Annotated in this window: 23 protein-coding genes; 14 read left to right on the top strand and 9 right to left on the bottom strand. The window is 53.6% G+C overall.

All coding sequences use genetic code 11. The features are described 5' to 3' along the window. Positions 1–110 precede the first annotated feature (110 nt). Both CJP72_RS00675 and acpH read right to left on the bottom strand, forming a co-directional pair. Entirely contained in the window at positions 111–713 is a 603-nt protein-coding gene (locus tag CJP72_RS00675) for a peroxiredoxin (protein WP_003021524.1), read from the bottom strand. A gap of 126 nt (positions 714–839) precedes the next feature. Beyond that, positions 840–1,421: an ACP phosphodiesterase gene (acpH, locus tag CJP72_RS00670; protein WP_162378982.1), complete on the bottom strand. Its 582-nt coding sequence runs from the start codon at positions 1,419–1,421 to the stop codon at positions 840–842. Positions 1,422–1,511: 90 nt separating this feature from the next. Here acpH and queA point away from each other — a divergent pair, with 90 nt between their 5' ends. From queA to secF, 5 genes are all read left to right on the top strand, one after another. Then, the gene (gene queA, locus CJP72_RS00665; RefSeq protein ID WP_162378981.1) at positions 1,512–2,579 is read left to right on the top strand and encodes a tRNA preQ1(34) S-adenosylmethionine ribosyltransferase-isomerase QueA; all 1,068 of its coding nucleotides are present in this window, start codon (positions 1,512–1,514) and stop codon (positions 2,577–2,579) included. 172 nt (positions 2,580–2,751) lie between these two features. Then, a complete protein-coding gene (gene tgt / locus CJP72_RS00660) occupies positions 2,752–3,879 on the top strand; it encodes a tRNA guanosine(34) transglycosylase Tgt (protein WP_162378980.1) in 1,128 nt (375 codons plus the stop codon). A 22-nt stretch (positions 3,880–3,901) separates the two neighbouring features. Then, on the top strand, positions 3,902–4,234 hold the full coding sequence (yajC, locus tag CJP72_RS00655; protein WP_162378979.1) for a preprotein translocase subunit YajC: 333 nt from the start codon (positions 3,902–3,904) through the stop codon (positions 4,232–4,234). A 27-nt stretch (positions 4,235–4,261) separates the two neighbouring features. Then, positions 4,262–6,109, top strand: a complete 1,848-nt coding sequence (gene secD / locus CJP72_RS00650) for a protein translocase subunit SecD (protein ID WP_162378978.1) — start codon at positions 4,262–4,264, stop codon at positions 6,107–6,109. 10 nt (positions 6,110–6,119) lie between these two features. Beyond that, a complete protein-coding gene (gene secF / locus CJP72_RS00645; RefSeq protein WP_162378977.1) occupies positions 6,120–7,091 on the top strand; it encodes a protein translocase subunit SecF in 972 nt (323 codons plus the stop codon). 167 nt (positions 7,092–7,258) lie between these two features. On the opposite strand, the gene CJP72_RS00640 is transcribed toward secF, so the two are convergent. The 3 genes from CJP72_RS00640 to CJP72_RS00630 are packed head-to-tail and all read right to left on the bottom strand — an operon-like array spanning position 7,259 to position 10,662. After that, complete coding sequence (locus CJP72_RS00640) at positions 7,259–7,942, bottom strand: ABC transporter ATP-binding protein (protein ID WP_162378976.1); 684 nt, start codon at positions 7,940–7,942, stop codon at positions 7,259–7,261. A 10-nt stretch (positions 7,943–7,952) separates the two neighbouring features. Further along, positions 7,953–9,641 carry an ABC transporter permease gene (locus CJP72_RS00635; protein WP_162378975.1) on the bottom strand — a complete coding sequence of 563 codons (1,689 nt, stop codon included), beginning with the start codon at positions 9,639–9,641 and terminating at the stop codon, positions 7,953–7,955. Next, positions 9,625–10,662 (bottom strand): extracellular solute-binding protein, encoded by a 1,038-nt coding sequence (locus CJP72_RS00630; RefSeq protein WP_162378974.1) that lies wholly within the window; start codon positions 10,660–10,662, stop codon positions 9,625–9,627. The genes CJP72_RS00635 and CJP72_RS00630 overlap by 17 nt, the downstream gene beginning before the upstream one ends. Before the next feature lie 314 nt (positions 10,663–10,976). Here CJP72_RS00630 and CJP72_RS00625 point away from each other — a divergent pair, with 314 nt between their 5' ends. From CJP72_RS00625 to yajD, 3 genes are all read left to right on the top strand, one after another. Next, complete coding sequence (locus CJP72_RS00625; protein ID WP_162378973.1) at positions 10,977–11,342, top strand: VOC family protein; 366 nt, start codon at positions 10,977–10,979, stop codon at positions 11,340–11,342. A gap of 24 nt (positions 11,343–11,366) precedes the next feature. Then, a complete protein-coding gene (locus CJP72_RS00620; RefSeq protein WP_162378972.1) occupies positions 11,367–12,059 on the top strand; it encodes a helix-turn-helix transcriptional regulator in 693 nt (230 codons plus the stop codon). An 85-nt stretch (positions 12,060–12,144) separates the two neighbouring features. After that, positions 12,145–12,492, top strand: a complete 348-nt coding sequence (gene yajD / locus CJP72_RS00615) for an HNH nuclease YajD (RefSeq protein ID WP_162378971.1) — start codon at positions 12,145–12,147, stop codon at positions 12,490–12,492. A gap of 119 nt (positions 12,493–12,611) precedes the next feature. On the opposite strand, the gene tsx is transcribed toward yajD, so the two are convergent. Both tsx and CJP72_RS00605 read right to left on the bottom strand, forming a co-directional pair. After that, entirely contained in the window at positions 12,612–13,496 is an 885-nt protein-coding gene (tsx, locus tag CJP72_RS00610) for a nucleoside-specific channel-forming protein Tsx (protein ID WP_162378970.1), read from the bottom strand. Between the two features lie 300 nt (positions 13,497–13,796). Next, positions 13,797–14,336, bottom strand: coding sequence for a DUF3251 domain-containing protein (locus CJP72_RS00605; RefSeq protein WP_162378969.1), 540 nt, complete (start codon positions 14,334–14,336; stop codon positions 13,797–13,799). 153 nt (positions 14,337–14,489) lie between these two features. Between CJP72_RS00605 and nrdR the strand changes: the two genes are divergently transcribed. From nrdR to pgpA, 6 genes are all read left to right on the top strand, one after another. Beyond that, positions 14,490–14,939, top strand: a complete 450-nt coding sequence (nrdR, locus tag CJP72_RS00600; RefSeq protein ID WP_162378968.1) for a transcriptional regulator NrdR — start codon at positions 14,490–14,492, stop codon at positions 14,937–14,939. Between the two features lie 3 nt (positions 14,940–14,942). Next, positions 14,943–16,046: a bifunctional diaminohydroxyphosphoribosylaminopyrimidine deaminase/5-amino-6-(5-phosphoribosylamino)uracil reductase RibD gene (ribD, locus tag CJP72_RS00595; RefSeq protein WP_162378967.1), complete on the top strand. Its 1,104-nt coding sequence runs from the start codon at positions 14,943–14,945 to the stop codon at positions 16,044–16,046. An 88-nt stretch (positions 16,047–16,134) separates the two neighbouring features. Next, a complete protein-coding gene (gene ribH / locus CJP72_RS00590) occupies positions 16,135–16,605 on the top strand; it encodes a 6,7-dimethyl-8-ribityllumazine synthase (RefSeq protein ID WP_046476205.1) in 471 nt (156 codons plus the stop codon). A gap of 19 nt (positions 16,606–16,624) precedes the next feature. After that, positions 16,625–17,044: a transcription antitermination factor NusB gene (gene nusB, locus CJP72_RS00585; protein ID WP_162378966.1), complete on the top strand. Its 420-nt coding sequence runs from the start codon at positions 16,625–16,627 to the stop codon at positions 17,042–17,044. Between the two features lie 76 nt (positions 17,045–17,120). Continuing rightward, positions 17,121–18,098: a thiamine-phosphate kinase gene (gene thiL, locus CJP72_RS00580; RefSeq protein ID WP_162378965.1), complete on the top strand. Its 978-nt coding sequence runs from the start codon at positions 17,121–17,123 to the stop codon at positions 18,096–18,098. Next, positions 18,076–18,591 (top strand): phosphatidylglycerophosphatase A, encoded by a 516-nt coding sequence (gene pgpA / locus CJP72_RS00575; protein WP_162378964.1) that lies wholly within the window; start codon positions 18,076–18,078, stop codon positions 18,589–18,591. Before thiL ends, pgpA begins: the two co-directional genes overlap by 23 nt. Positions 18,592–19,597: 1,006 nt before the next feature. On the opposite strand, the gene yajO is transcribed toward pgpA, so the two are convergent. After that, positions 19,598–20,572, bottom strand: a complete 975-nt coding sequence (gene yajO, locus CJP72_RS00570; protein WP_162378963.1) for a 1-deoxyxylulose-5-phosphate synthase YajO — start codon at positions 20,570–20,572, stop codon at positions 19,598–19,600. Between the two features lie 57 nt (positions 20,573–20,629). Next, positions 20,630–22,492, bottom strand: a complete 1,863-nt coding sequence (gene dxs, locus CJP72_RS00565; protein WP_162378962.1) for a 1-deoxy-D-xylulose-5-phosphate synthase — start codon at positions 22,490–22,492, stop codon at positions 20,630–20,632. Between the last annotated feature and the right edge of the window lie 60 nt (positions 22,493–22,552).

Below are 22,552 nucleotides of genomic sequence, written 5' to 3'. Positions count from 1 at the left end.
TCATCATCACGTTCTCCGGATTTAGGTCAGGAACGTGTCAACGCTATTCAGGATGGGTCAACGCAATAAAAAAGGCTCGCCGTGGCGAGCCTTTTTTCAATTCATGCCAATTACAGGCTGGAGACGTTTTCGGTCAGGTATTTTGCAACGCCGTCCGGAGAGGCGTTCATCCCTTCTTTGCCTTTTTCCCACTGCGCCGGGCAAACATCACCGTGCTCTTCGTGGAACTGCAGTGCGTCAACCATACGCAGCATTTCGTCGATGTTACGACCCAGCGGCAGATCGTTAACGACCTGGTGGCGAACAACGCCGTTGGCGTCGATCAGGAAAGAACCACGCAGCGCCACGCCCGCTTCCGGGTGCTCGATGCCATAGGCTTTCTGGATTTCGCGTTTGATGTCAGCAACCATTGCGTATTTCACTGCACCGATGCCGCCTTTGTCGACAGGGGTGTTACGCCATGCGTTATGGACAAATTCAGAGTCAAAAGAAACGCCAACCACTTCAACGCCACGCTTCTGGAATTCTTCATAACGTTTGTCGAACGCGATCAGTTCTGACGGGCAAACGAAGGTGAAGTCCATCGGCCAGAAGAACAGAACGGTCGTTTTACCGTTGGTGTGCTGTTTGAAGTTGAAGTTTTCAACAATCTCACCGCTACCCAGTACCGCAGCTGCTGTGAAATCTGGAGCCTGACGAGTAACCAGTACCATATAATTCTCCTGCAAAGTTAAGGGTTTTTGGAACGCAACGCGGGCCAGTATAGAAGGTGTTCGGCAATAAGACAAAGAGGCGCTGACAATCGTTCAGTGAGCTTTTACCTATCAATCGACCCACTATTAAAGTTGTTTGTTTTTCGCCAGCACCATCATTCGCGGATAAAACTGCCAGAAACGCGCTTCCAGAGCATCGTAGTGGGTATCCAGGTCATGCCACGAGTCGCGAAGGGCATCAAGGCGGGGGCGGCGACTGGCCATTCCGTTCAGAACATCCTGAATGAAATCCATATCACTGTAACGCTCAAGCCACTTTTCCGACCACAGGTAGTTATTCAGATTCACAAAACGTGGCGGCGATTCCGGCAGAATAATCTCAACCTGGGAATGGGCGTAACGCACAAAGGCCTGTAAGGGGAAGTCCGGGGAGATTTGCGCCCAGTGACGCGACAGAAAGTGATCCCACATCACGTCGAGCGTAATGGGTGCGACGCGGCGGGTATCGGCGCGAAACCATTCCCGTGCTTCGCGAACCTCCGGCAGGTTGTCGGTCATCACGTCGATTCGACGATGCATAAAAATACCTTCCACCACATCAGGCGCATAGTTCGCTTGCGGATTTCCCCGCACAAAATCAGCCAGCAGATTGCCGGAAAGTGAGCTGTTGGCGAGGTAGGCCAAATGTAAGTGAGCAAGAAAATTCATGGTTTAATGTTTATCCAGAGGGGTAAAGGTTGCAGGGAGAACGCCCCGGCACTAGACTACCCGCCTCTTATTTTAGTCAGAGTCAGTGTCATGCGCGTTGCCGATTTTTCCTTTGAATTACCCGAGTCCCTGATTGCCCACTATCCGATGCCTGAGCGCAGTAGTTGCCGCTTGCTGTCATTAGACGGGCCGACGGGCGCGCTGACGCACGGTACTTTCACCGATTTACTCGATAAGCTCAACCCTGGCGATCTGCTGGTCTTTAACAATACCCGCGTGATCCCGGCGCGTCTGTTTGGTCGTAAGGCCAGCGGCGGCAAGATTGAAGTGCTGGTTGAGCGTATGCTGGATGACACGCGTATTCTGGCGCATATTCGCGCCTCTAAAGCGCCGAAGCCAGGCGCTGAATTACTGCTGGGCGATGATGAGAGCATCAAGGCCACCATGACCGCCCGTCATGACGCTCTGTTTGAAGTCGAATTTAATGACGAGCGTCCGGTTCTGGACATTCTCAACGCCATCGGCCATATGCCGTTGCCGCCCTATATTGACCGTCCGGATGAAGACGCCGACCGCGAGCTGTATCAGACGGTTTACGGTGAAAAGCCCGGCGCTGTTGCAGCGCCAACCGCAGGTCTGCATTTTGACGATCCACTGCTGACCAAACTGCGTGATAAAGGCATCGAGATGGCGTTCGTTACGCTGCATGTCGGTGCCGGGACGTTCCAGCCTGTGCGTGTGGACACCATTGAAGACCACATCATGCATTCCGAATACGCCGAAGTGCCGCAAGACGTTGTGGATGCGGTGCTGGCCGCGAAAGCACGCGGCAACCGGGTGATTGCGGTGGGTACGACGTCCGTACGTTCACTGGAAAGCGCGGCGCAGGCGGCAAAAAATGATCTTATCGAACCGTTCTTCGGCGATACGCAGATTTTTATATATCCTGGTTATCAATACAAAGTCATTGATGCGCTGGTGACTAACTTCCATCTGCCTGAATCAACACTGATTATGCTGGTTTCGGCGTTTGCGGGTTATAAACACACCATGCACGCCTATCACGAAGCCGTAAAAGCGGAATATCGATTTTTTAGTTACGGTGATGCCATGTTTATCACGTACAATCCGCAGGCTATTAATGAACGTCCTGCCTGATGGCGCGTTGCTTATCAGGCCTACGGTTTGTAGGTCGGGTAAGCGTAGCGCCACCCGACAACACAGGCACGATACGATTTTTCTCTCTCCCGTGCGGGAGAGAGCCGGGGTGAGGGTGAACCTCATCTCGTAACATTAATCATCAGACTGTTTCTCTGATGCAGGAGAAAAAATGAAATTCGAACTGGATACCACCGACGGACGCGCTCGCCGTGGCCGCCTGGTGTTTGATCGTGGCGTAGTGGAAACGCCTGCTTTTATGCCTGTTGGCACTTACGGCACCGTCAAAGGGATGACGCCAGAAGAAGTTGAAGCCACTGGCGCGCAGATTATTCTCGGCAACACCTTCCACCTGTGGCTGCGCCCAGGGCAGGAAATCATGAAACTGCATGGCGATCTGCACGATTTCATGCAGTGGAAAGGCCCGATTCTTACCGATTCCGGCGGTTTCCAGGTGTTCAGTCTGGGGGATATTCGCAAGATCACCGAACAAGGCGTTCACTTCCGCAACCCGATCAACGGCGATCCGATTTTCCTTGATCCTGAAAAGTCCATGGAGATTCAATACGATCTCGGTTCCGATATCGTAATGATTTTCGACGAATGTACTCCCTATCCGGCGGACTGGGACTATGCTAAACGCTCTATGGAGATGTCTTTGCGTTGGGCGAAGCGTAGCCGCGACCGTTTTGACGGCCTTGGCAATAAAAATGCGCTTTTTGGCATCATTCAGGGCAGCGTTTACGAAGATTTACGTGATATCTCTGTCAAAGGTCTGGTAGATATCGGCTTTGATGGCTACGCTGTCGGCGGTTTGGCTGTGGGGGAACCGAAGGAGGATATGCACCGCATTCTGGAGCATGTTTGCCCGCAAATCCCGGCGGATAAACCGCGTTACCTGATGGGCGTCGGCAAACCAGAAGATCTGGTTGAAGGCGTACGTCGTGGTATTGATATGTTTGACTGCGTGATGCCAACGCGAAACGCCCGTAACGGTCACTTGTTCGTGACTGACGGCGTGGTGAAAATTCGTAATGCGAAGCATAAAAGCGACACCAGCCCACTCGATGCTGAGTGTGATTGCTATACCTGTCGCCATTATTCGCGCGCTTACTTGCATCATCTTGACCGTTGCAACGAAATATTGGGCGCGCGACTCAATACCATTCATAACCTTCGTTACTACCAGCGTTTGATGGCGGGTTTACGCAAGGCTATTGAAGAGGGTAAATTAGAGAGCTTCGTGACCGATTTTTACCAACGCCAGGGTCGACCTGTTCCACCTTTGAACGTTGATTAATTTTAATAATGAGGGAATTTGAATGAGCTTTTTTATTTCTGATGCGGTAGCGGCAACAGGTGCTCCGGCGCAGGGCAGCCCGATGTCTCTGATTCTGATGCTGGTGGTGTTTGGTCTGATTTTCTACTTCATGATCCTTCGCCCACAGCAGAAGCGTACTAAAGAACACAAAAATCTGATGAACTCCATTGCGAAAGGCGATGAAGTACTGACTAATGGTGGCCTGGTGGGTCGTGTGACCAAAGTAGCTGAATCTGGCTACATTGTTATCGCGCTGAACGACACCACTGAAGTGGTTATCAAACGTGACTTCGTAGCTGCCGTTCTGCCGAAAGGCACCATGAAGGCGCTGTAATTTATTGTTTTCCCAAAGGGAACTGCCGTGTTAAACCGTTATCCTTTGTGGAAGTACATTATGCTGGTCGTCGTGATTGTCGTCGGCCTGCTTTACGCACTTCCCAACCTGTATGGTGAGGATCCGGCTGTTCAAATCACTGGCGCGCGCGGTGTCGCCGCCAGTGAGCAAACGCTGATCCAGGTCCAGAAAACGTTACAAGAAGAAAAAATTACTGCTAAGTCTGTGGCACTGGAAGAGGGCGCTATTCTTGCGCGCTTCGACACCACCGACATCCAACTGCGCGCACGTGAAGCGCTGGTGGGCGTGCTGGGTGATAAATACGTCGTGGCGCTAAACCTTGCTCCAGCGACCCCGCGTTGGCTGGCTGCTATTCACGCAGAACCGATGAAACTCGGTCTCGACCTGCGTGGCGGCGTTCACTTCCTGATGGAAGTGGATATGGACACCGCTCTGGGTAAGCTGCAGGAGCAAAATATCGATAGCCTGCGCAGCGAACTGCGCGATAAAGGCATTCCTTATACGACTGTACGCAAAGAAGACAAATACGGTCTGAGCATTACGTTCCGTGATGACAAGGCCCGCGATGAGGCGATCGCGTATCTGACGCCCCGTCATCGCGATCTGGTGATCACAGGCCAGGGTAGCAATGTACTGCGTGCGGTAATGACCGATGCTCGCCTGAGCGAAGCCCGCGAATATGCGGTGCAGCAGAACATCAATATCCTGCGTAACCGTGTTAACCAACTGGGTGTTGCTGAGCCTGTCGTACAACGTCAGGGTGCAGATCGCATCGTCGTTGAGTTGCCGGGTATTCAGGATACCGCGCGTGCGAAAGAGATTCTGGGCGCCACGGCGACTCTGGAGTTCCGCCTGGTCAACACCAACGTGGACCAGTCTGCTGCCGCTTCCGGGCGTGTACCGGGCGATTCTGAAGTGAAACAGACCCGCGAAGGTCAGCCGGTTGTGCTGTACAAACGTGTGATCCTGACCGGTGACCATATCACCGACTCCACTTCCAGCCAGGACGAATACAATCAGCCGCAGGTTAACATCTCGCTGGATAGCGCGGGTGGCAACATCATGTCTAACTTCACCAAGGACAACATCGGTAAACCGATGGCGACCCTGTTTGTGGAGTACAAAGACAGCGGTAAGAAAGATGCCAATGGTCGCTCGATTCTGGTGAAGCAGGAAGAGGTGATCAACATCGCCAACATCCAGTCACGCCTGGGCAACAGCTTCCGTATTACCGGCATCGACAACCCGAACGAAGCGCGTCAGCTCTCTCTGTTGCTGCGTGCCGGTGCGCTGATTGCGCCGATTCAGATTGTTGAAGAACGTACCATCGGCCCAACGTTGGGTATGCAGAACATCGAACAGGGTCTGGAAGCGTGTCTGGCAGGTCTGGCGGTTTCTATTCTGTTCATGATCTTCTTCTATAAGAAGTTCGGTCTGATCGCAACCAGCGCGCTGATTGCAAACCTGGTCCTGATTGTCGGCATTATGTCGCTGCTGCCAGGGGCCACGCTGAGTATGCCGGGTATTGCGGGTATCGTGCTAACCCTTGCGGTGGCGGTCGATGCTAACGTACTGATCAACGAACGTATCAAAGAAGAGTTGAGCAACGGGCGTTCGGTGCAGCAGGCGATCAACGAAGGTTATGCGGGTGCATTCAGTTCCATCTTTGATGCGAACATCACGACGCTGATTAAAGTCTTGATCCTGTATGCAGTGGGCACCGGCGCAATCAAAGGCTTCGCTATCACCACCGGTATTGGTGTAGCAACGTCGATGTTTACCGCAATTGTCGGTACGCGTGCCATCGTAAACCTGTTGTATGGCGGCAAACGCATCAACAAGCTGTCAATCTGAGGAGTGCGTTGTGGCACAGGAATATACTGTTGAACAATTGAACCATGGCCGTAAAGTCTGGGACTTTATGCGCTGGGACTACTGGGCTTTCGGCATCTCTGGTCTTTTGCTGATCGCGGCCATTGTGATTATGGGCGTGCGCGGCTTTAACTGGGGACTGGATTTCACCGGTGGTACGGTAATTGAGATCACGCTGGAGAAACCAGCAGAAATAGATGTCATGCGCGAAGCGTTGCAGAAAGCGGGTTTTGAAGAGCCGCAACTGCAAAACTTCGGCAGCAGCCACGACATCATGGTGCGCATGCCGCCGACGGAAGGCGAAAATGGCGGTCAGGTGTTAGGCAGCAAAGTGCTGACGATCATCAACGAAGCCACCCACCAGAATGCGGCAGTGAAGCGTATTGAGTTCGTTGGACCTAGCGTAGGTGCCGATCTGGCGCAAACGGGTGCAATGGCGCTGCTTGCGGCGCTGATCTCCATCCTGGTGTACGTCGGTTTCCGCTTCGAGTGGCGACTGGCGGCGGGGGTGGTTATCTCTCTTGCACACGATGTGATCATTACGCTGGGCGTGCTGTCGCTGTTCCATATCGAGATTGACCTGACGATTGTCGCATCTTTGATGTCGGTCATCGGTTACTCGCTGAACGACAGCATCGTGGTTTCTGACCGTATTCGTGAAAACTTCCGCAAAATCCGTCGCGGGACGCCTTACGAAATCTTTAACGTGTCGCTGACCCAGACGCTGCATCGTACGTTGATTACCTCCGGTACGACATTAGTGGTTATTCTGATGCTGTACCTCTTCGGTGGTCCGGTACTGGAAGGCTTCTCACTGACCATGCTGATCGGTGTCTCTATCGGTACGGCTTCATCCATCTACGTTGCCTCAGCGCTGGCGCTGAAACTGGGGATGAAACGCGAGCACATGTTGCAGCAGAAAGTTGAGAAAGAAGGGGCGGATCAGCCGTCAATTCTGCCTTAAGCAGACGTTCACGCTATCATCGAAATCCCGGTCAAATGACCGGGATTTTTTTTGCTTATCCGTTTGAGTTTACAAAAGTAAGAGCCGTTGCTCCTGGGGGATGTGTTAACGCCGGGGCGCGATGACGTTTTATGCCATCAGGATAAAAAGGCTATTTTCGGGTTCTGTCAGTTGGATTGCGCGTCTTTATTCTTTTGATATTTACCCATTTGTACATAACCAATATGGTCAGCCATTAACTGCGCTTCGTGCTCACTGTGCGTCACCAGCAGTGCGGTTTGCCCCGCATCGCGCAAAATATCCCGAACTTCTGTGCCGAGGCGCTCGCGTGTTTTTTTATCTAGGCTGGAAAAAGGCTCATCCAATAGCAGGATATCGGGATTCGGCGCCAGCGCACGGGCTAATGCGATACGTTGTTGTTGTCCGCCCGAGAGTTCATGAGGGTAGCGACCCGCATGGCTGTGCAACTCCACCATTCTAAGCAGCTCTGTCACTCTGGCCTGTTGCGCCTCACGCGGCATCCGTCGTAAACCAAACGCCACGTTTTGTTGTGCTGTCAGATGGGGGAATAACGCATATTCCTGAAATACCATCCCGACGTGACGTTTCTCTGGCGGCAGATGTATGCCCGGTCCGGCGACACGTCGTTGCGATACATAAATCTCTCCGTTTTGCAGCCGTTCAAATCCGGCAACGGCGCGTAGGACGGTGGTTTTGCCGCAGCCGGAGGCCCCCAGCAGACAGGCAAGTTCACCTTTGCGCAAGGTCATTGAAAATCCCTTTAGCACTGATTGCTGGCTGTTGCCGTAGGCAACATGCACATCCTCCAGGCGTAATGCAATTTCTGACATTGTCGTTCCTTTAGTGGCGGCGAGTCAGTTGATGACGCACCAGCAAAATAACCGGCAGTGTGCCTGCAAGAACAATCATTAAAGCGGCAATGGCCCCTTCTTCATAGGTTCCGCGAGCGGCTTCTGCATAAAGCAACGTTGCCAGCGTTTCGAAGTTGACGGGACGTAAAAGCAGCGTCGTTGGCAGCTCTTTCATCGCATCGGCAAAGACTAACAATGCGCTACTCACCAGCGCTGGGCGTAATAACGGGAAGTGAACCCGGGCAAATGTCCCCGCGCCATTTTCACCTAACAAACGCGAGGCTTGTTCAAGGGAAGGGGGGATACGACCGAGTCCGGAATCCAGTGCGCCGATGGCAATCGCCTGAAAACGCATTGCACAGCAGATAACCAGCAATATCCCCGCAGACATCAACGGCAAGCCGCGCATATCCAGGAGTTCCGCCAGCCATTTATCGACCGCCATTGCCGGCGTCAGAAAACCAATCGCCAGAATGGTTCCTGGAACCGCGTAACCCAGGGAGGCGAGGCGCATGACGCCGCGACGGAATCCCGGCATTGCGTTGTCCGCAGCGCTATGGCGCGCGCTCCACGCCACCAGCAAACTGACACACACGACGACCAGGGTGGTTCCCGCCGCGAGCGTCAGCGTGTTTTGCAATGCCGAAAGTAACGAGGCGGAAAGCGGATTTTCTTCACCTAACCGTTTCAGGCTTTCCCAGACCAAAAACAGGACCGGGGCCAGAAATCCGAGAATCACCGGTAGCGCAATGATCGTGCCGAGAAGCCATCCACGCCAGCCGTGTACGCGTGTCGGTTGAATTTCCCGCAGGCTGCGGCTGCTAAATCCTTGTTTTCTGCGGCCATAAAATTCCAGCGTCAGTATGCAGAAAATAAACATCAGCATCATGCAGGCGATTTGCGCAGCGGATGCCAAGTCAGAGCGAGAAATCCAGGTGGTATACACGGTGACCGTCAAGGTTTGAACACCCAGAAATTCGGATGCACCGATATCGTTCAGCGTTTCCAGCAGCGCCAGGCTGATTCCCACTGCCAGCGCCGGGCGTGCCAGCGGCAGAGCAACGCGAAAGAAAGTGCCGGCAGCACCACAGCCCAGCGTACGGGCGGCCTCCAGCAGGTGCGCTGGCTGGCTAATAAACATCGCCCGGGTCGTCAGGTAGACGTAGGGGTACAGCACTAAACCGAGCAGAATAATGGCGCCTGGCAGGGAACGCAAATCAGGCAGACGGAACTGTCTCGGGCTGTCAAATCCCAATAAAAAACGGATGAATGTTTGCAGCGGGCCGATGGGATGCATTAAGTCGAGCCAGGCGAATGCCACAATATAGGTCGGCATTGCCAGCGGCAGCAGGAGCGCCCAACTGAGGATTTTGCGTCCGGGGAAATCCCATGCCGTGACAGCCCATGCGCTGCCGACGCCAATAACGCCCACCATTACAGCCACCCCCGCCAGCAATAGCACGGTATTTTTCAATACAGAGGGCAGCACAAAGGTGATGAGATTATCCCAGTGGGAGAAGTCAGCCTGCGTTGCCTGCCAGACCAGAGCCACGATAGGGGTGAGTACGCCCAGCGCAATACACAGCGCGCCAAGATGCAGCGGCGTTAATAACGACTGCGGCCCGGAAACCAGGCCGCGTAACGTCGTCTGATGAAGAGACTTATTGATCGAATCCAACTTTATCAACCAGCAGGCTTGCTTGTTTACGGTATTTCACAATTTCAGTTAACGGGACTTTATCGACGTCAATCTCACCGATCGTCGCGCTGATCACAGGATCAAGCTTAACGCCTTTCAGTACCGGATATTCAAAGTTTGCTTTGGCATAGAGTTGCTGGGCTGGCGCAGACACCAGGTATTCCATCAGTTTTATTGCCTCTGCTTTATTCGGCGCGTAGCGGGCCACTGCGGCACCACTGATATTCACATGCGTGCCGCCTTGCTCAAAGGTTGGTTTCACGACTTTAATAGCGTCACCCCAACGGCGGGCATCACTGCCTTCTTTCGCATTTTTCATGTGGCCGACGTAATAGGAGTTCGCCAGACCGATATCACAAATGCCGCCGAGAATATCACGGGCGACGTCACGGTCACCGCCGGTGGCTTTACGCGCCAGATTTGCCTTCACGCCACGCAGCCACTCTTCGGTTTTCGCTTCACCGTGGTGGGCAATCATGGCGGCAATCAGTGCCGTATTATAAGGATGTTGTCCGGAACGGATACACACTTTACCTTTGTATTGCGGGCTGGAAAGCTGTTCATAATGCCAGTTATCAATGGGCAGGGATTTATCCGCATAGAGCACACGGGCGCGCATAGACAGCGCAAACCACTGATTATCTTCACCACGTAAATTGGCTGGAATGGCCGCCTTCAGCGTCTCTGACTGTACTGGTTGCGTGACGCCCGCTTCGACTAAATCAATGAGATTACCAGCATCGACGGTCATCAGCAGGTCAGCAGGGGAATTTTGCCCCTCCGCTTTCACGCGTTCTAGCATCCCATCTTTAATATAAACCGTGTTCACTTTGACGCCGCTGGATTGTGTCCAGCTATCGAGCAATGGCTGAATCAGGCCTGGTTCACGCGTGGTGTAGAGGGTTAACGTCTCCTCGGCCAGCGCGGGGGCGCTGAAACAGAGAGCCAGAGCTGATGCAAGAGTGATTCGGTGCAGTCTGATGCTGGGCAGAGCATTCATCGTTTTTATCCCGGAGTAATTGGAACTAATCGTTATCCGAACTGGAGCCTGTTCTTCAGGCGCGCATACAATAAATGATAATCAGTAGCAGTGACAATTATGTGGAAATGCAACTGATTCACATTTACAAAACTTTAATCAACGATGTGATATGAGAAGGGGCGGCGTCGGTTGGCATCTCAAATGGGGCACTATTTTCACCTGTAGCGGGTAGGCACCGCAGCGTGTAAAACAGCGATCACTCCTGACAGTATGCTGTCAGGAGGCCTGTTTTATGATTTCTCCTGAACTCACCTAAACAGGCAGGAGGAACCATGAAAAGCATTATTAACTGGTTTGAAATTCCGGTAGCAGATATGGAACGCGCCATTGCGTTTTATGAGCCGGTGATGCAGATGTCACTACGCCGTGAAAAAATGGATTGCGCCGATCTGGCTGTTTTTCCGTATGACGAACCGGCAACCGGCGGCGCACTGGCAAAATTTGATGGGATAACACCCTCAACGCAGGGCGCTATTATTTATTTACATACGGCGGATCTGGCGGCAACCCTTGGACGGGTCACTACCGCTGGCGGAGAGTGTGTCTTTGGGCCGCTCGACCTGGGGCAGAATATTGGCACTATTGCGCTGTTTACCGACAGTGAAGGCAACCGTGTTGGCCTGCATCAACCCGTGTAATCATCGCTAATACAGAGAGTGAAAATGACCCGACGCGCCGACCGCTTGTTTCAGATTGTGCAAATCCTGCGTGGCAGGCGGCTGACAACGGCGGCGCTGTTGGCCGAACGGCTTGAGGTTTCTGAGCGAACAATCTATCGCGATATCCGCGACCTTTCATTATCCGGCGTACCCGTGGAAGGCGAAGCGGGGATTGGGTATCGCTTAATCGCCGGCTTTGATCTCCCGCCGCTGATGTTAACGCACCGCGAATCAGAAGCGTTGATGGTGGCCATTCGCTTGCTGAAAACATGGGGAGGGGATTCCCTTTCGCGGGAACTGGAATCTGCGCAGGAGAAGGTGCTGGCGATATTGCCGGAAGAGAGCCGTCGTCGGGCGGAACAGACGAGGATATTTGCGCCTGATTTTGGTACGCAGCCGCATTCCCGCAGTGCCTTTGATCTTATTCACCAGGCGGTTTCGGCGCAGCAGGTACTGGCGTTGCATTATCGCGATGAAGCCGGGCATCTCAGTTGGCGGGACGTGCAACCGCTCGGGATGTTCTTCTGGGCAGAACACTGGCTGCTGATTGCCTGGTGTGAGCGGCGTGAAGATTACCGCTGTTTTCGCTTTGATCGTTGTCTGCAGATTACCCCGCTTGACCGACGTTTTCGTGAAGACGCGAACCGCTCTTTAAGTGATTTTTTGCGTAAAGTGCAACATGAAGAAAGGAGATAAATTGTCTTCTCTCCGGGATTGCTAAAAAGTCAGCTTCGCGGGAAACTGCACATGACCTTATCGTTAACCCTGGTATTTCATCATCATGGCAATAATCCCCAAAAATTATGCGCGGCTGGAAAGCGGCTATCGTGAAAAAGCGCTGAAACTCTTTCCCTGGGTCTGTGGGCGCTGCTCACGCGAGTTTGTCTACTCGAACTTGCGTGAGTTGACGGTGCATCACATGGATCACGATCACACCAATAATCCGGAAGATGGCAGTAACTGGGAACTGCTTTGCCTCTACTGCCACGATCATGAGCATTCAAAATACACGGAGGCCGATCTGTATGGTTCCACGGTCATTGCCGGGGAAGATGCGCAGAAAGATGTCGGAGAAGCGAAGTACAATCCGTTCGCTGACCTGAAAGCGATGATGAATAAGAAGAAATAAAAAAAGCACCGACGATATTTTCGTTTGGTGCTTTTTTGCCCGGTGACACTTTGCTGACCGGGCCTGTGTTTTACTGGCCGGATAAGACGTTTGCGTCGCCATCCGGCTACTTCGCGCAGTTAGAAGTTATAACCTACCACCAGGTATCCACCCCAACCGGTAGAGCGTACGTTAAAGTCGCCTTTACCGAAGTTCAGCTCTGCGTCATCGCTCCACTGACCCCCATTGTGCCAGTAACGGGCTACAACGGAGTAGTGCCAGTGATCGTAGTTCAGCGCCAGAATGTGGCTGGAGGCGATAGAGTTATTGGTACGCGCTTTGTTGCCGTTAAGATCGGAAAAATCTTCGTCGCCCAGATCTGAACCCCAGTCAAAGTTAGTGAAGCCGATGTAGCTCAGGTTGCCGCCCCACAGAGTGGTAATCGGCACGAAGTATTTCACTTTGAAGCGGTAGCCATCCCACTCGTTTTCGTTCGCTGCGCCGTAGTTCTGCCACTGGTATTTTGCATAGACGTTCATGGACAAGCTCATCGGCAGACCGGTGTCGATGTCGGTACCTAAACCCATGTACCAGGTGCTCTGGCGACCATCTTTGTTACGACCCATGTCGTAGATGTAGTTGTTCGCGAAGTACCACTCTTTAAACGGACCAAAGCTCAGGTCGGTATTGGTCAGTTTATCGATAGAGAAACGGGGTTCGATTTCCATAAACAGCGGAGAACCGTGGTTCCAGATACCTTTCGCATCGCCGTTACCGCCGAAGAATACCGGGGCATCCGCGTAACCATAGAAGTCAAACCAGTCTTTTTTCCCGAAAGCTTCATATTCCAGATAGGTGTCGTTACGGATCTGCGGTCCGAAACGCGTGTGGTAGCTGCCGACCACGTTTACGCTCTGGTGCCACCAGTCAGAAAGATATTGCGGTTTGTCGTTTTCAGCTGCATTAACGGTGAAAGACGACGAGAGCGCCAGCACTGCACCGGCTGCGAGTAATGTTTTTTTCATATGTATGCCACTGTTTAAAAATCCCTTGCGGGAGTGAAAAAGGCGCAAATTGCGTTTCTAAATATTTCGTGTTTCTGCGGAGCCTATTATAAAAACCCTTGCTCACAAAAATCTGTCTTGTTTCACAGTTCTATCATTCGCGTAATCGATTGCGTTCACGTTTGCGTATTTTAAACGATGAGAGTGTACTGGCTTTCATGAATGTAGCCAATTTTCATGAAAAGTGAGAATGATGTAAGAGGAATAACAAAACTAAAGGGGGATGTGTTGCGGAACGAACAAAACGCTCCGCTGGGGCGTTTATTGCGTCACAGGCTGGATGTCGTGGATGCGAATAAAACCGGGCTGATCCGGCGTCAATCCATTTAACTGTAACGGAATGTCAATGTCGCTGGGGGCCAGAAGGCTGGCTGGGGCGTTAATCAATTGATTACGTACATTCACTTCCTGATAATTTTCAGTCGTTCCCTGGATTTGCCCATATTCCACCGTGCCGCTGAATGCGGGTAATGGATCGTTGGACTCGCCCTGAATACGTAGCGTCAGACGCATACCGTCGGCATTGGGGGCAATATTGATAAGCGACATGCGCAAAGTGCCAATCTGGCTGTTCAGACGGGCTGGCGTTTTGGAACCCGGTAGCAGGTAAACGCCGCTGGACGATTTCGCATTCAACCTGTTTTGCTGCGTAATCTTGACGGTTTCCTGGTTTAATTGCGTCATTTCTGCATTTAACGTACTGACGCTTTGATGCATCTGGCGTACTTCGCTCTGCTGTACACAGGCACTGAGACTAAAGAAGCTTCCCACCAGGATAATTCTTAGGTAACGTCTTGTCATGTAGATTATTTCCTTCATTGTCGGGATAACCTAATGGTAGATCTGCTGGTGAGCAAAGGGATAGATCCTTTGTCTCAAAAGCGCTCCGCCTTTGTTGTCACGTCAGTTCAGGGTAAAATAGATTTCGTTAACCACTGAGGTACAGGACGCCGTATGCATTGCCCATTCTGTTTCGCCGTAGACACTAAGGTTATTGACTCTCGTCTTGTCGGCGAGGGCTCTTCAGTACGCCGCCGTCGGCAGTGTCTGGTTTGTAATGAACGTTTCACTACGTTTGAAGTCGCAGAGCTTGTGATGCCACGCGTGATAAAAAGTAACGATGTGCGTGAACCTTTCAACGAAGAGAAGCTGCGTAGTGGTATGCTCAGAGCACTGGAAAAACGCCCGGTCAGCGCCGACGACGTCGAAATGGCGTTAAATCACATTAAATCGCAACTGCGCGCCACCGGAGAACGTGAAGTTCCCAGTAAGATGATCGGCAATCTGGTAATGGAACAACTGAAAAAGCTCGATAAAGTTGCCTATATCCGCTTTGCCTCCGTGTACCGCAGTTTTGAAGATATCAAAGAATTCGGCGAAGAGATCGCTCGCCTACAGGACTAAGCCATGATGGATGAGTTTTACATGGCGCGAGCGCTGAAACTCGCTGCGCGCGGGCGGTTCACCACCCATCCCAATCCTAACGTTGGTTGCGTGATCGTCAAAGAGGGCGAGATTGTCGGTGAAGGTTATCATCATCGCGCCGGTGAACCTCATGCTGAAGTCCATGCGTTGCGAATGGCCGGCGAGAAAGCCAAAGGCGCCACCGCGTATGTCACGCTGGAACCGTGTAGCCATCATGGCCGTACGCCGCCGTGCTGTGACGCATTAGTGGCGGCGGGCGTCACCCGAGTCGTCGCGGCCATGCAGGATCCCAACCCGCAGGTAGCGGGACGTGGGCTTTATCGTCTGCAACAAGCCGGCATTGACGTGAGCCATGGGCTGATGATGGGCGAAGTGGAAGCGTTAAATAAAGGTTTTCTCAAGCGGATGCGTACGGGATTCCCGTATATACAGCTTAAGCTTGGCGCTTCGCTCGATGGTCGTACGGCAATGGCCAGCGGCGAAAGCCAGTGGGTGACTTCGCCACAGGCGCGACGCGACGTGCAGCGTCTGCGTGCGCAAAGCCATGCCATTCTGACCAGCAGTGCGACGGTACTGGCTGACGATCCGGCATTAACGGTGCGCTGGGATGAACTGAACGCGGATACGCAGGCGATTTATCCGCAGGAAAATCTGCGCCAGCCGGTGCGTATTGTTATCGACAGTCAAAACCGCGTCACGCCAGAACATCGCATTGTGCAGCAGCCGGGTGAAACCTGGTTTGCCCGTACGCACCGTGATGATCGCGACTGGCCGGAAGGCGTGCAGTCAATCATTATTCCGGAGCACAACGGCCATCTTGACCTTGTCTTGCTGATGATGCAGCTTGGTAAACAGCAAATTAACAGTCTCTGGGTTGAAGCGGGGCCGACGCTGGCGGGAGCGCTGTTACAGGCTGGATTAGTGGATGAGCTTATCGTCTATGTTGCGCCTAAACTGTTAGGAAGCGACGCCCGGGGATTATGTGTACTGCCGGGGCTTGAGAAATTAAGTCAGGCCCCCCATTTTAAATTCAATGAGATACGCCATGTAGGTCCGGATATTTGCCTGCATTTAGTGGGCGCATGATCTCCCGGTTCGAAAGGGAAGCAGCGCACAAAATATTATGATAAAATCCGCCCCCCTGCGGGGCCACAAATGAACCCGAAGGAAGAGTATGAACATTATTGAAGCTAACGTTGCTACCCCGGACGCTCGCGTCGCCATCACCATTGCGCGTTTCAACAACTTTATCAATGACAGCCTGCTCGAAGGTGCGATTGACGCCCTGAAACGTATTGGTCAGGTAAAAGATGAAAACATTACTGTCGTTTGGGTTCCGGGCGCGTATGAGCTGCCGCTGGCGGCTGGCGCACTGGCAAAAACCGGTAAATATGACGCGGTGATTGCGCTGGGTACCGTTATCCGTGGCGGTACTGCACACTTCGAATATGTCGCTGGCGGGGCAAGCAATGGCCTGGCGCATGTCGCTCAGGAAAGCGAAATCCCGGTAGCCTTTGGTGTTCTCACCACTGAAAGTATTGAACAAGCTATCGAACGTGCTGGCACGAAAGCCGGTAATAAAGGCGCTGAAGCTGCACTGACCGCGCTTGAAATGATTAATGTATTGAAAGCCATTAAGGCCTGATTTTTGTAAGGGGAAATCCGTGAAACCTGCTGCTCGTCGCCGCGCCCGTGAGTGTGCCGTTCAGGCGCTCTACTCCTGGCAGTTGTCCCAGAACGACATCGCTGATGTTGAATACCAGTTCCTGGCGGAACAGGACGTAAAAGATGTAGACGTACTGTACTTCCGTGAACTGCTGTCCGGGGTGGCGACTAATACCGCGTACCTGGACGGATTGATGAAACCTTACCTGTCTCGTCTGCTGGATGAGCTGGGTCAGGTAGAAAAAGCGGTGCTGCGTATTGCGCTGTTTGAACTGTCCAAACGTAGTGATGTGCCTTATAAAGTGGCCATTAACGAAGCTATCGAACTGGCGAAAACCTTCGGTGCCGAAGATAGCCACAAGTTCGTCAACGGCGTACTGGATAAAGCAGCACCTGTGATTCGCCCCAACAAAAAGTAATCATCAGGCCGTCAGAAGAGCGGGATGTTTCCGCTTGCCTGACGGCCTTTTCTTTTTTCCTGCTGAGGCATAACGTATGGCATGCGGCGAGTTCTCCCTGATTGCCCGTTATTTTGATCGTGTACGAAGTTCTCGCTTCGATGTCGAAACCGGCATTGGCGACGATTGCGCTCTCCTGAATATCCCTGAAAAACAGACCCTGGCAATCAGCACCGATACGCTGGTGGCGGGCAACCACTTCCTTCCTGATATTGATCCTGCCGATCTGGCCTATAAGGCGCTGGCGGTAAACTTAAGCGATCTGGCTGCGATGGGGGCCAACCCTGCCTGGTTAACGCTGGCATTGACGCTCCCTGATGTGAATGAAGACTGGCTCGCCGCATTCAGCGACAGCCTGTTTGAACAACTCAGTTATTACGATATGCAGTTGATCGGCGGCGATACCACGCGTGGACCGTTGTCGATGACGCTGGGTATCCATGGCTATGTTCCCACTGGGCGCGCTTTAAAACGCTCGGGCGCGAAACCGGGCGACTGGATTTACGTCACCGGGACGCCGGGTGACAGTGCCGCGGGGCTGGCGATTTTACAGAATCGATTACAGGTCGCAGAGGCGAAAGATGCAGAGTATCTGTTGATGCGTCATTTACGCCCCACGCCGCGTATTTTGATAGGCCAGGCGCTGCGCGATCTGGCGAGCGCGGCTATCGATCTCTCCGATGGACTGATCTCGGATTTGGGGCATATTGTCACTGCCAGTGGTTGTGGCGCTCGTGTTGAGGTGGACGCATTACCATACTCCGGTGCGTTTTCCCGTCATGTGGCTCCCGATCAGGCTCTGCGCTGGGCGCTCTCTGGCGGTGAAGATTACGAATTATGTTTCACTGTCCCGGAAATTAACCGCGGCGCGCTGGATGTGGCCATTGGTCAGCTCGGCGTCCCGTTTACCTGCATTGGGCAAATGAGCGCAGATGTGGAAGGCATGAATTTTGTGCGTGACGGAAATCCTGTCACCTTTGACTGGAAAGGATATGACCATTTTGCCACGCCATAAAGATGTCGCGAAGAGTCGGTTAACGCTATGTAATCCGTGGCATTTATTGGCGACAGGATTTGGTAGCGGGCTTAGCCCCGTCGTGCCAGGTACGATGGGATCGCTGGCGGCGATCCCTTTTTGGTATCTGATGACATTTTTACCCTGGCAGCTTTACTCTCTGGTGGTGATGCTGGGGATCTGTATCGGTGTTTATCTTTGCCATCAGACGGCGAAAGATATGGGCGTACACGATCACGGTAGCATTGTGTGGGACGAGTTTATCGGGATGTGGATAACCCTAATGGCATTACCCACCACGGCCTGGCAGTGGGTGGCCGCAGGGTTTGTGATTTTCCGTATTTTTGATATGTGGAAGCCCTGGCCAATCCGCTGGTTTGACCGCAACGTTCATGGCGGGATGGGGATTATGGTCGATGATATTGTCGCGGGCGTGATTTCCGCCGGGATCCTGTATTTCATCGGACATCACTGGCCGATTGGGTTGATTTAAACGCGTATATTGCCGGATGGCCCGGCCCGCGGATTTGCACGACGCCAATGTAGGCCCGGTAAGGCGAAGCCGCCACCGGGCGAGATTTTGCCGGATGGCGGCATAAATGCCTTATCCGACCTGCGGGGTTGCACGGCGCCTGTGTAGGCCCGGTAAGCGTAGCGCCACTGGGCGAGTTTTTGCCGGATGGCGGCATGAATGCGTTATCCGGCCTGCGGGGTTGCACGGCGCCAGTGTAGGCCCGGTAAGCGTGCGCCACCGGGCGAGTTTTTGCCGGATGGCGGCATGAATACGTTATCCGGCCTGCGGGGTTGCACGGCGCCAGTGTAGGCCCGGTAAGCGTAGCGCCACCGGGCGAGTTTTTGCCGGATGGCGGCATGAATGCGTTATCCGGCCTGCGGGGTTGCACGGCGCCAGCGTAGGCCCGGTAAGCGTAGCGCCACCGGGCGAGTTTTTCCGGATGACGGTATGAATGCCTTATCCGACCTGCGGGGTTGCACGGCGCCAGTGTAGGCCCGGTAAGCGTAGCGCCACTGGGCGAGTTTTTGCCAGATGGCGGCATGAATGCGTTATCCGGCCTGCGGGGTTGCACGGCACCAGCGTAGGCGCGGTAAGCGTAGCGCTACCGGGCGAGTTTAGCGGGATGGCGGCATGAATGCGTTATCCGGCCTGCGGGGTTGCACGGCGCCTGTGTAGGCCCGGTAAGCGTAGCGCTACCGGGCGAGTTTTTGCCGAATGGCGGTATGAATGCGTTATCCGGCCTGCGGGATTGCGCGGCATCAGCGTAGGCCCGGTAAGCGTAGCGCCACCGGGCGAGTTTTAGCGGGATGGCGGCATGAATGCGTTATCCGGCCTACGGGGTTGCAGGGTGTCAGTGTAGGCCCGGTAAGCGTGCGCCACCGGGCGAGTTTTTGCCAGATGGCGGCATGAATGCGTTATCCGGCCTGCGGGATTGCGCGGCATCAGCGTAGGCCCGGTAAGCGTAGCGCCACCGGGCATTATCACATTACTTAAACCCCACCACTGGATGCGGCTTGTACGGTGTTTCCAGCTCGGCAATCTGTTCTGGTTGCAGCGTTAAGTCCACGGCATTCAGCAGTTCATCTAGCTGTTCTTCGCGTGATGTACCGATAATCGGCGCAGCGACGCCACGTTTACTCAGCAGCCAGGCCAGCGCGACCTGGGCACGCGTTGCGCCAAGCTCTTCACTGACGCCAGCCAGACGTGCGGCAATCTGAGCATCGTTTTCGTCACTTTCGCTATACAGGTTTTTCCCCACTTCATCAGAAACCAGACGGGCGGTGGTTTCACCCCAGGGCCGCGTCAGGCGTCCACGTGCCAGCGGACTCCAGGGGATCACCGCCACGCCTTCCTGGTAACACAGCGGTAGCATTTCGCGCTCTTCTTCGCGATAGATAAGATTGTAGTGATCCTGCATGCTGATGAACTGCGCCCAACCATGCTGTTTCTGGAGCGCCAGCGCCTGAGCAAATTGTGCCGCGTGCATGGAAGAGGCGCCGATGTAGCGTGCCTTGCCAGCCTTTACCACGTCGTTCAGGGCTTCCAGCGTCTCTTCAATGGGCGTGTTGTAGTCCCAGCGGTGAATTTGCAGGATATCGACATACTCCATACCAAGGCGGGTGAGGCTGTCGTCAATGGAACGCAGAATTTGCGCCCGGGACAATCCTTCCGGCAGGTCACCGACGGGATAAAAGACTTTGGTTGCGACCACAACGTCTTCGCGGCGGGCAAAATCCCGCAGGGCGCGACCAACAATTTCTTCGCTACTTCCGTCGGAATAACTGTTGGCGGTATCGAAGAAATTAATGCCGCCAGCGAGGGCGCGTTGAATGATGGGGCGACTGCTTTCTTCCGGAAGCGTCCAGGCGTGATTGCCGCGATCCGGTTCACCGAACGTCATGCAGCCCAGGCAGAGGCGAGAGACCCGGAGGTCAGTTTTTCCTAACGTATTGTATTGCATGATACCACTCCTGCTTTGCTGTTCATCGTTCAAGCATAGCAGGAGTGAGGAGGGGAGTTACGCCAGCCAGGCCTTGATTCTGGCCTCAATACCTTCAGCTGTGAGCCCCAGTTCTGCGCGGGCTTCATCCTGGGTACCTTGTGGGATGAAATGGTCTGGCAAACCGAGGTTAAGTACCGGCACGGGTTTACGATGCGCCATCAGCACTTCATTGACACCGCTGCCTGCGCCACCCATGATGGCGTTCTCTTCAATGGTGACCATTGCCTCGTGGCGGGCCGCCATGTCCAGAATCAACGCTTCATCCAACGGTTTCACAAAACGCATATCGACTAAGGTCGCATTGAGCGACTGCGCCACTTTGGCCGCTTCTGGCATCAGCGTACCGAAATTCAGAATCGCCAGTTTTTCACCGTGGCGTCTGACGATACCTTTCCCTATTGGCAGTTTTTCCAGCGGCGTCAGTTCAACGCCGACCGCATTACCGCGTGGGTAACGTACGGCGGCAGGACCCTCGTTGTAGTGATAGCCGGTGAAGAGCATCTGGCGACATTCGTTTTCGTCGCTCGGCGTCATGATGACCATTTCCGGAATGCAGCGCAGGAAGGAGAGATCGAAGGCCCCCTGATGCGTCTGCCCGTCAGCACCGACAATCCCCGCCCGGTCGATAGCAAACAGCACCGGCAGTTTTTGAATGGCGACATCGTGCAGTACCTGATCGTAGGCGCGTTGCAGGAAGGTGGAGTAAATCGCCACCACCGGCTTATAACCGCCAATCGCCAGACCGGCCGCAAAGGTCACCGCGTGCTGTTCAGCAATCGCCACGTCGAAATAGCGATCGGGGAATTTACGCGAGAACTCCACCATCCCGGACCCTTCACGCATCGCCGGTGTGATGGCCATTAGTTTGTTGTCTTTGGCCGCTGTTTCACACAACCAGTCGCCGAAGATTTTCGAGTAACTCGGTAGGCCGCCGCTGCTTTTTGGTAGACAGCCGCTGGAAGGATCAAATTTAGGGACGGCGTGGAAGGTAATCGGGTCTTTTTCTGCAGGTTCGTAACCACGGCCTTTTTTGGTCATGATGTGCAGGAACTGCGGTCCCTTCAGGTCGCGCATGTTCTTCAGCGTGGTGATGAGTCCAACGACATCGTGACCATCGACCGGCCCGATGTAGTTAAAGCCCAGTTCCTCGAACAGTGTGCCGGGGACGACCATGCCTTTGATATGTTCTTCAGTACGTTTGAGCAACTCTTTAATCGGCGGTACGCCAGAGAAAACTTTCTTCCCGCCTTCGCGTAAAGAGGAGTAGAGCTTACCGGAAAGCAGTTGCGCCAGATGATTGTTCAGCGCACCGACATTCTCGGAGATCGACATTTCGTTGTCGTTCAGGATGACCAGCATGTCCGGCTTAATATCGCCCGCATGGTTCATCGCTTCAAACGCCATCCCAGCGGTGATGGCACCGTCGCCAATCACACAGACGGTGCGGCGGTCTTTGCCTTCTTTTTCAGCGGCAACGGCAATACCAATTCCGGCGCTGATGGAGGTGGAAGAGTGGCCGACGCTTAAAACGTCGTACTCGCTCTCTTCGCGCCAGGGAAAGGGATGCAAACCGCCTTTCTGGCGAATGGTGCCAATTTTATCGCGGCGGCCCGTGAGAATTTTATGCGGATAAGCCTGATGCCCTACGTCCCAGATCAACTGGTCAAACGGGGTATTGTAGACATAGTGCAATGCCACGGTCAGTTCCACCGTGCCCAGCCCGGAGGCGAAGTGTCCACTTGAACGGCTGACGCTGTCGAGTAAATAGCGGCGCAGTTCGTCGCAGAGTTTCGGCAGGCTCTCTTTAGGGAGCAGACGTAACTCCTGGGTGGAATCGACCAGTGCCAGGGTAGGGTATTTGGCTATATCAAAACTCATCAGAGACTCATCGTTTGTTTACCCAAATTGCAGTGTATCTACTGCAATTCATTGCTCAGG

Origin of the sequence: Citrobacter sp. NCU1, from assembly GCF_010231475.1 — a bacterium.
Classification (GTDB): Bacteria; Pseudomonadota; Gammaproteobacteria; order Enterobacterales; family Enterobacteriaceae; genus Citrobacter_D.
This window is presented reverse-complemented; position numbering and strand designations above follow the sequence as displayed.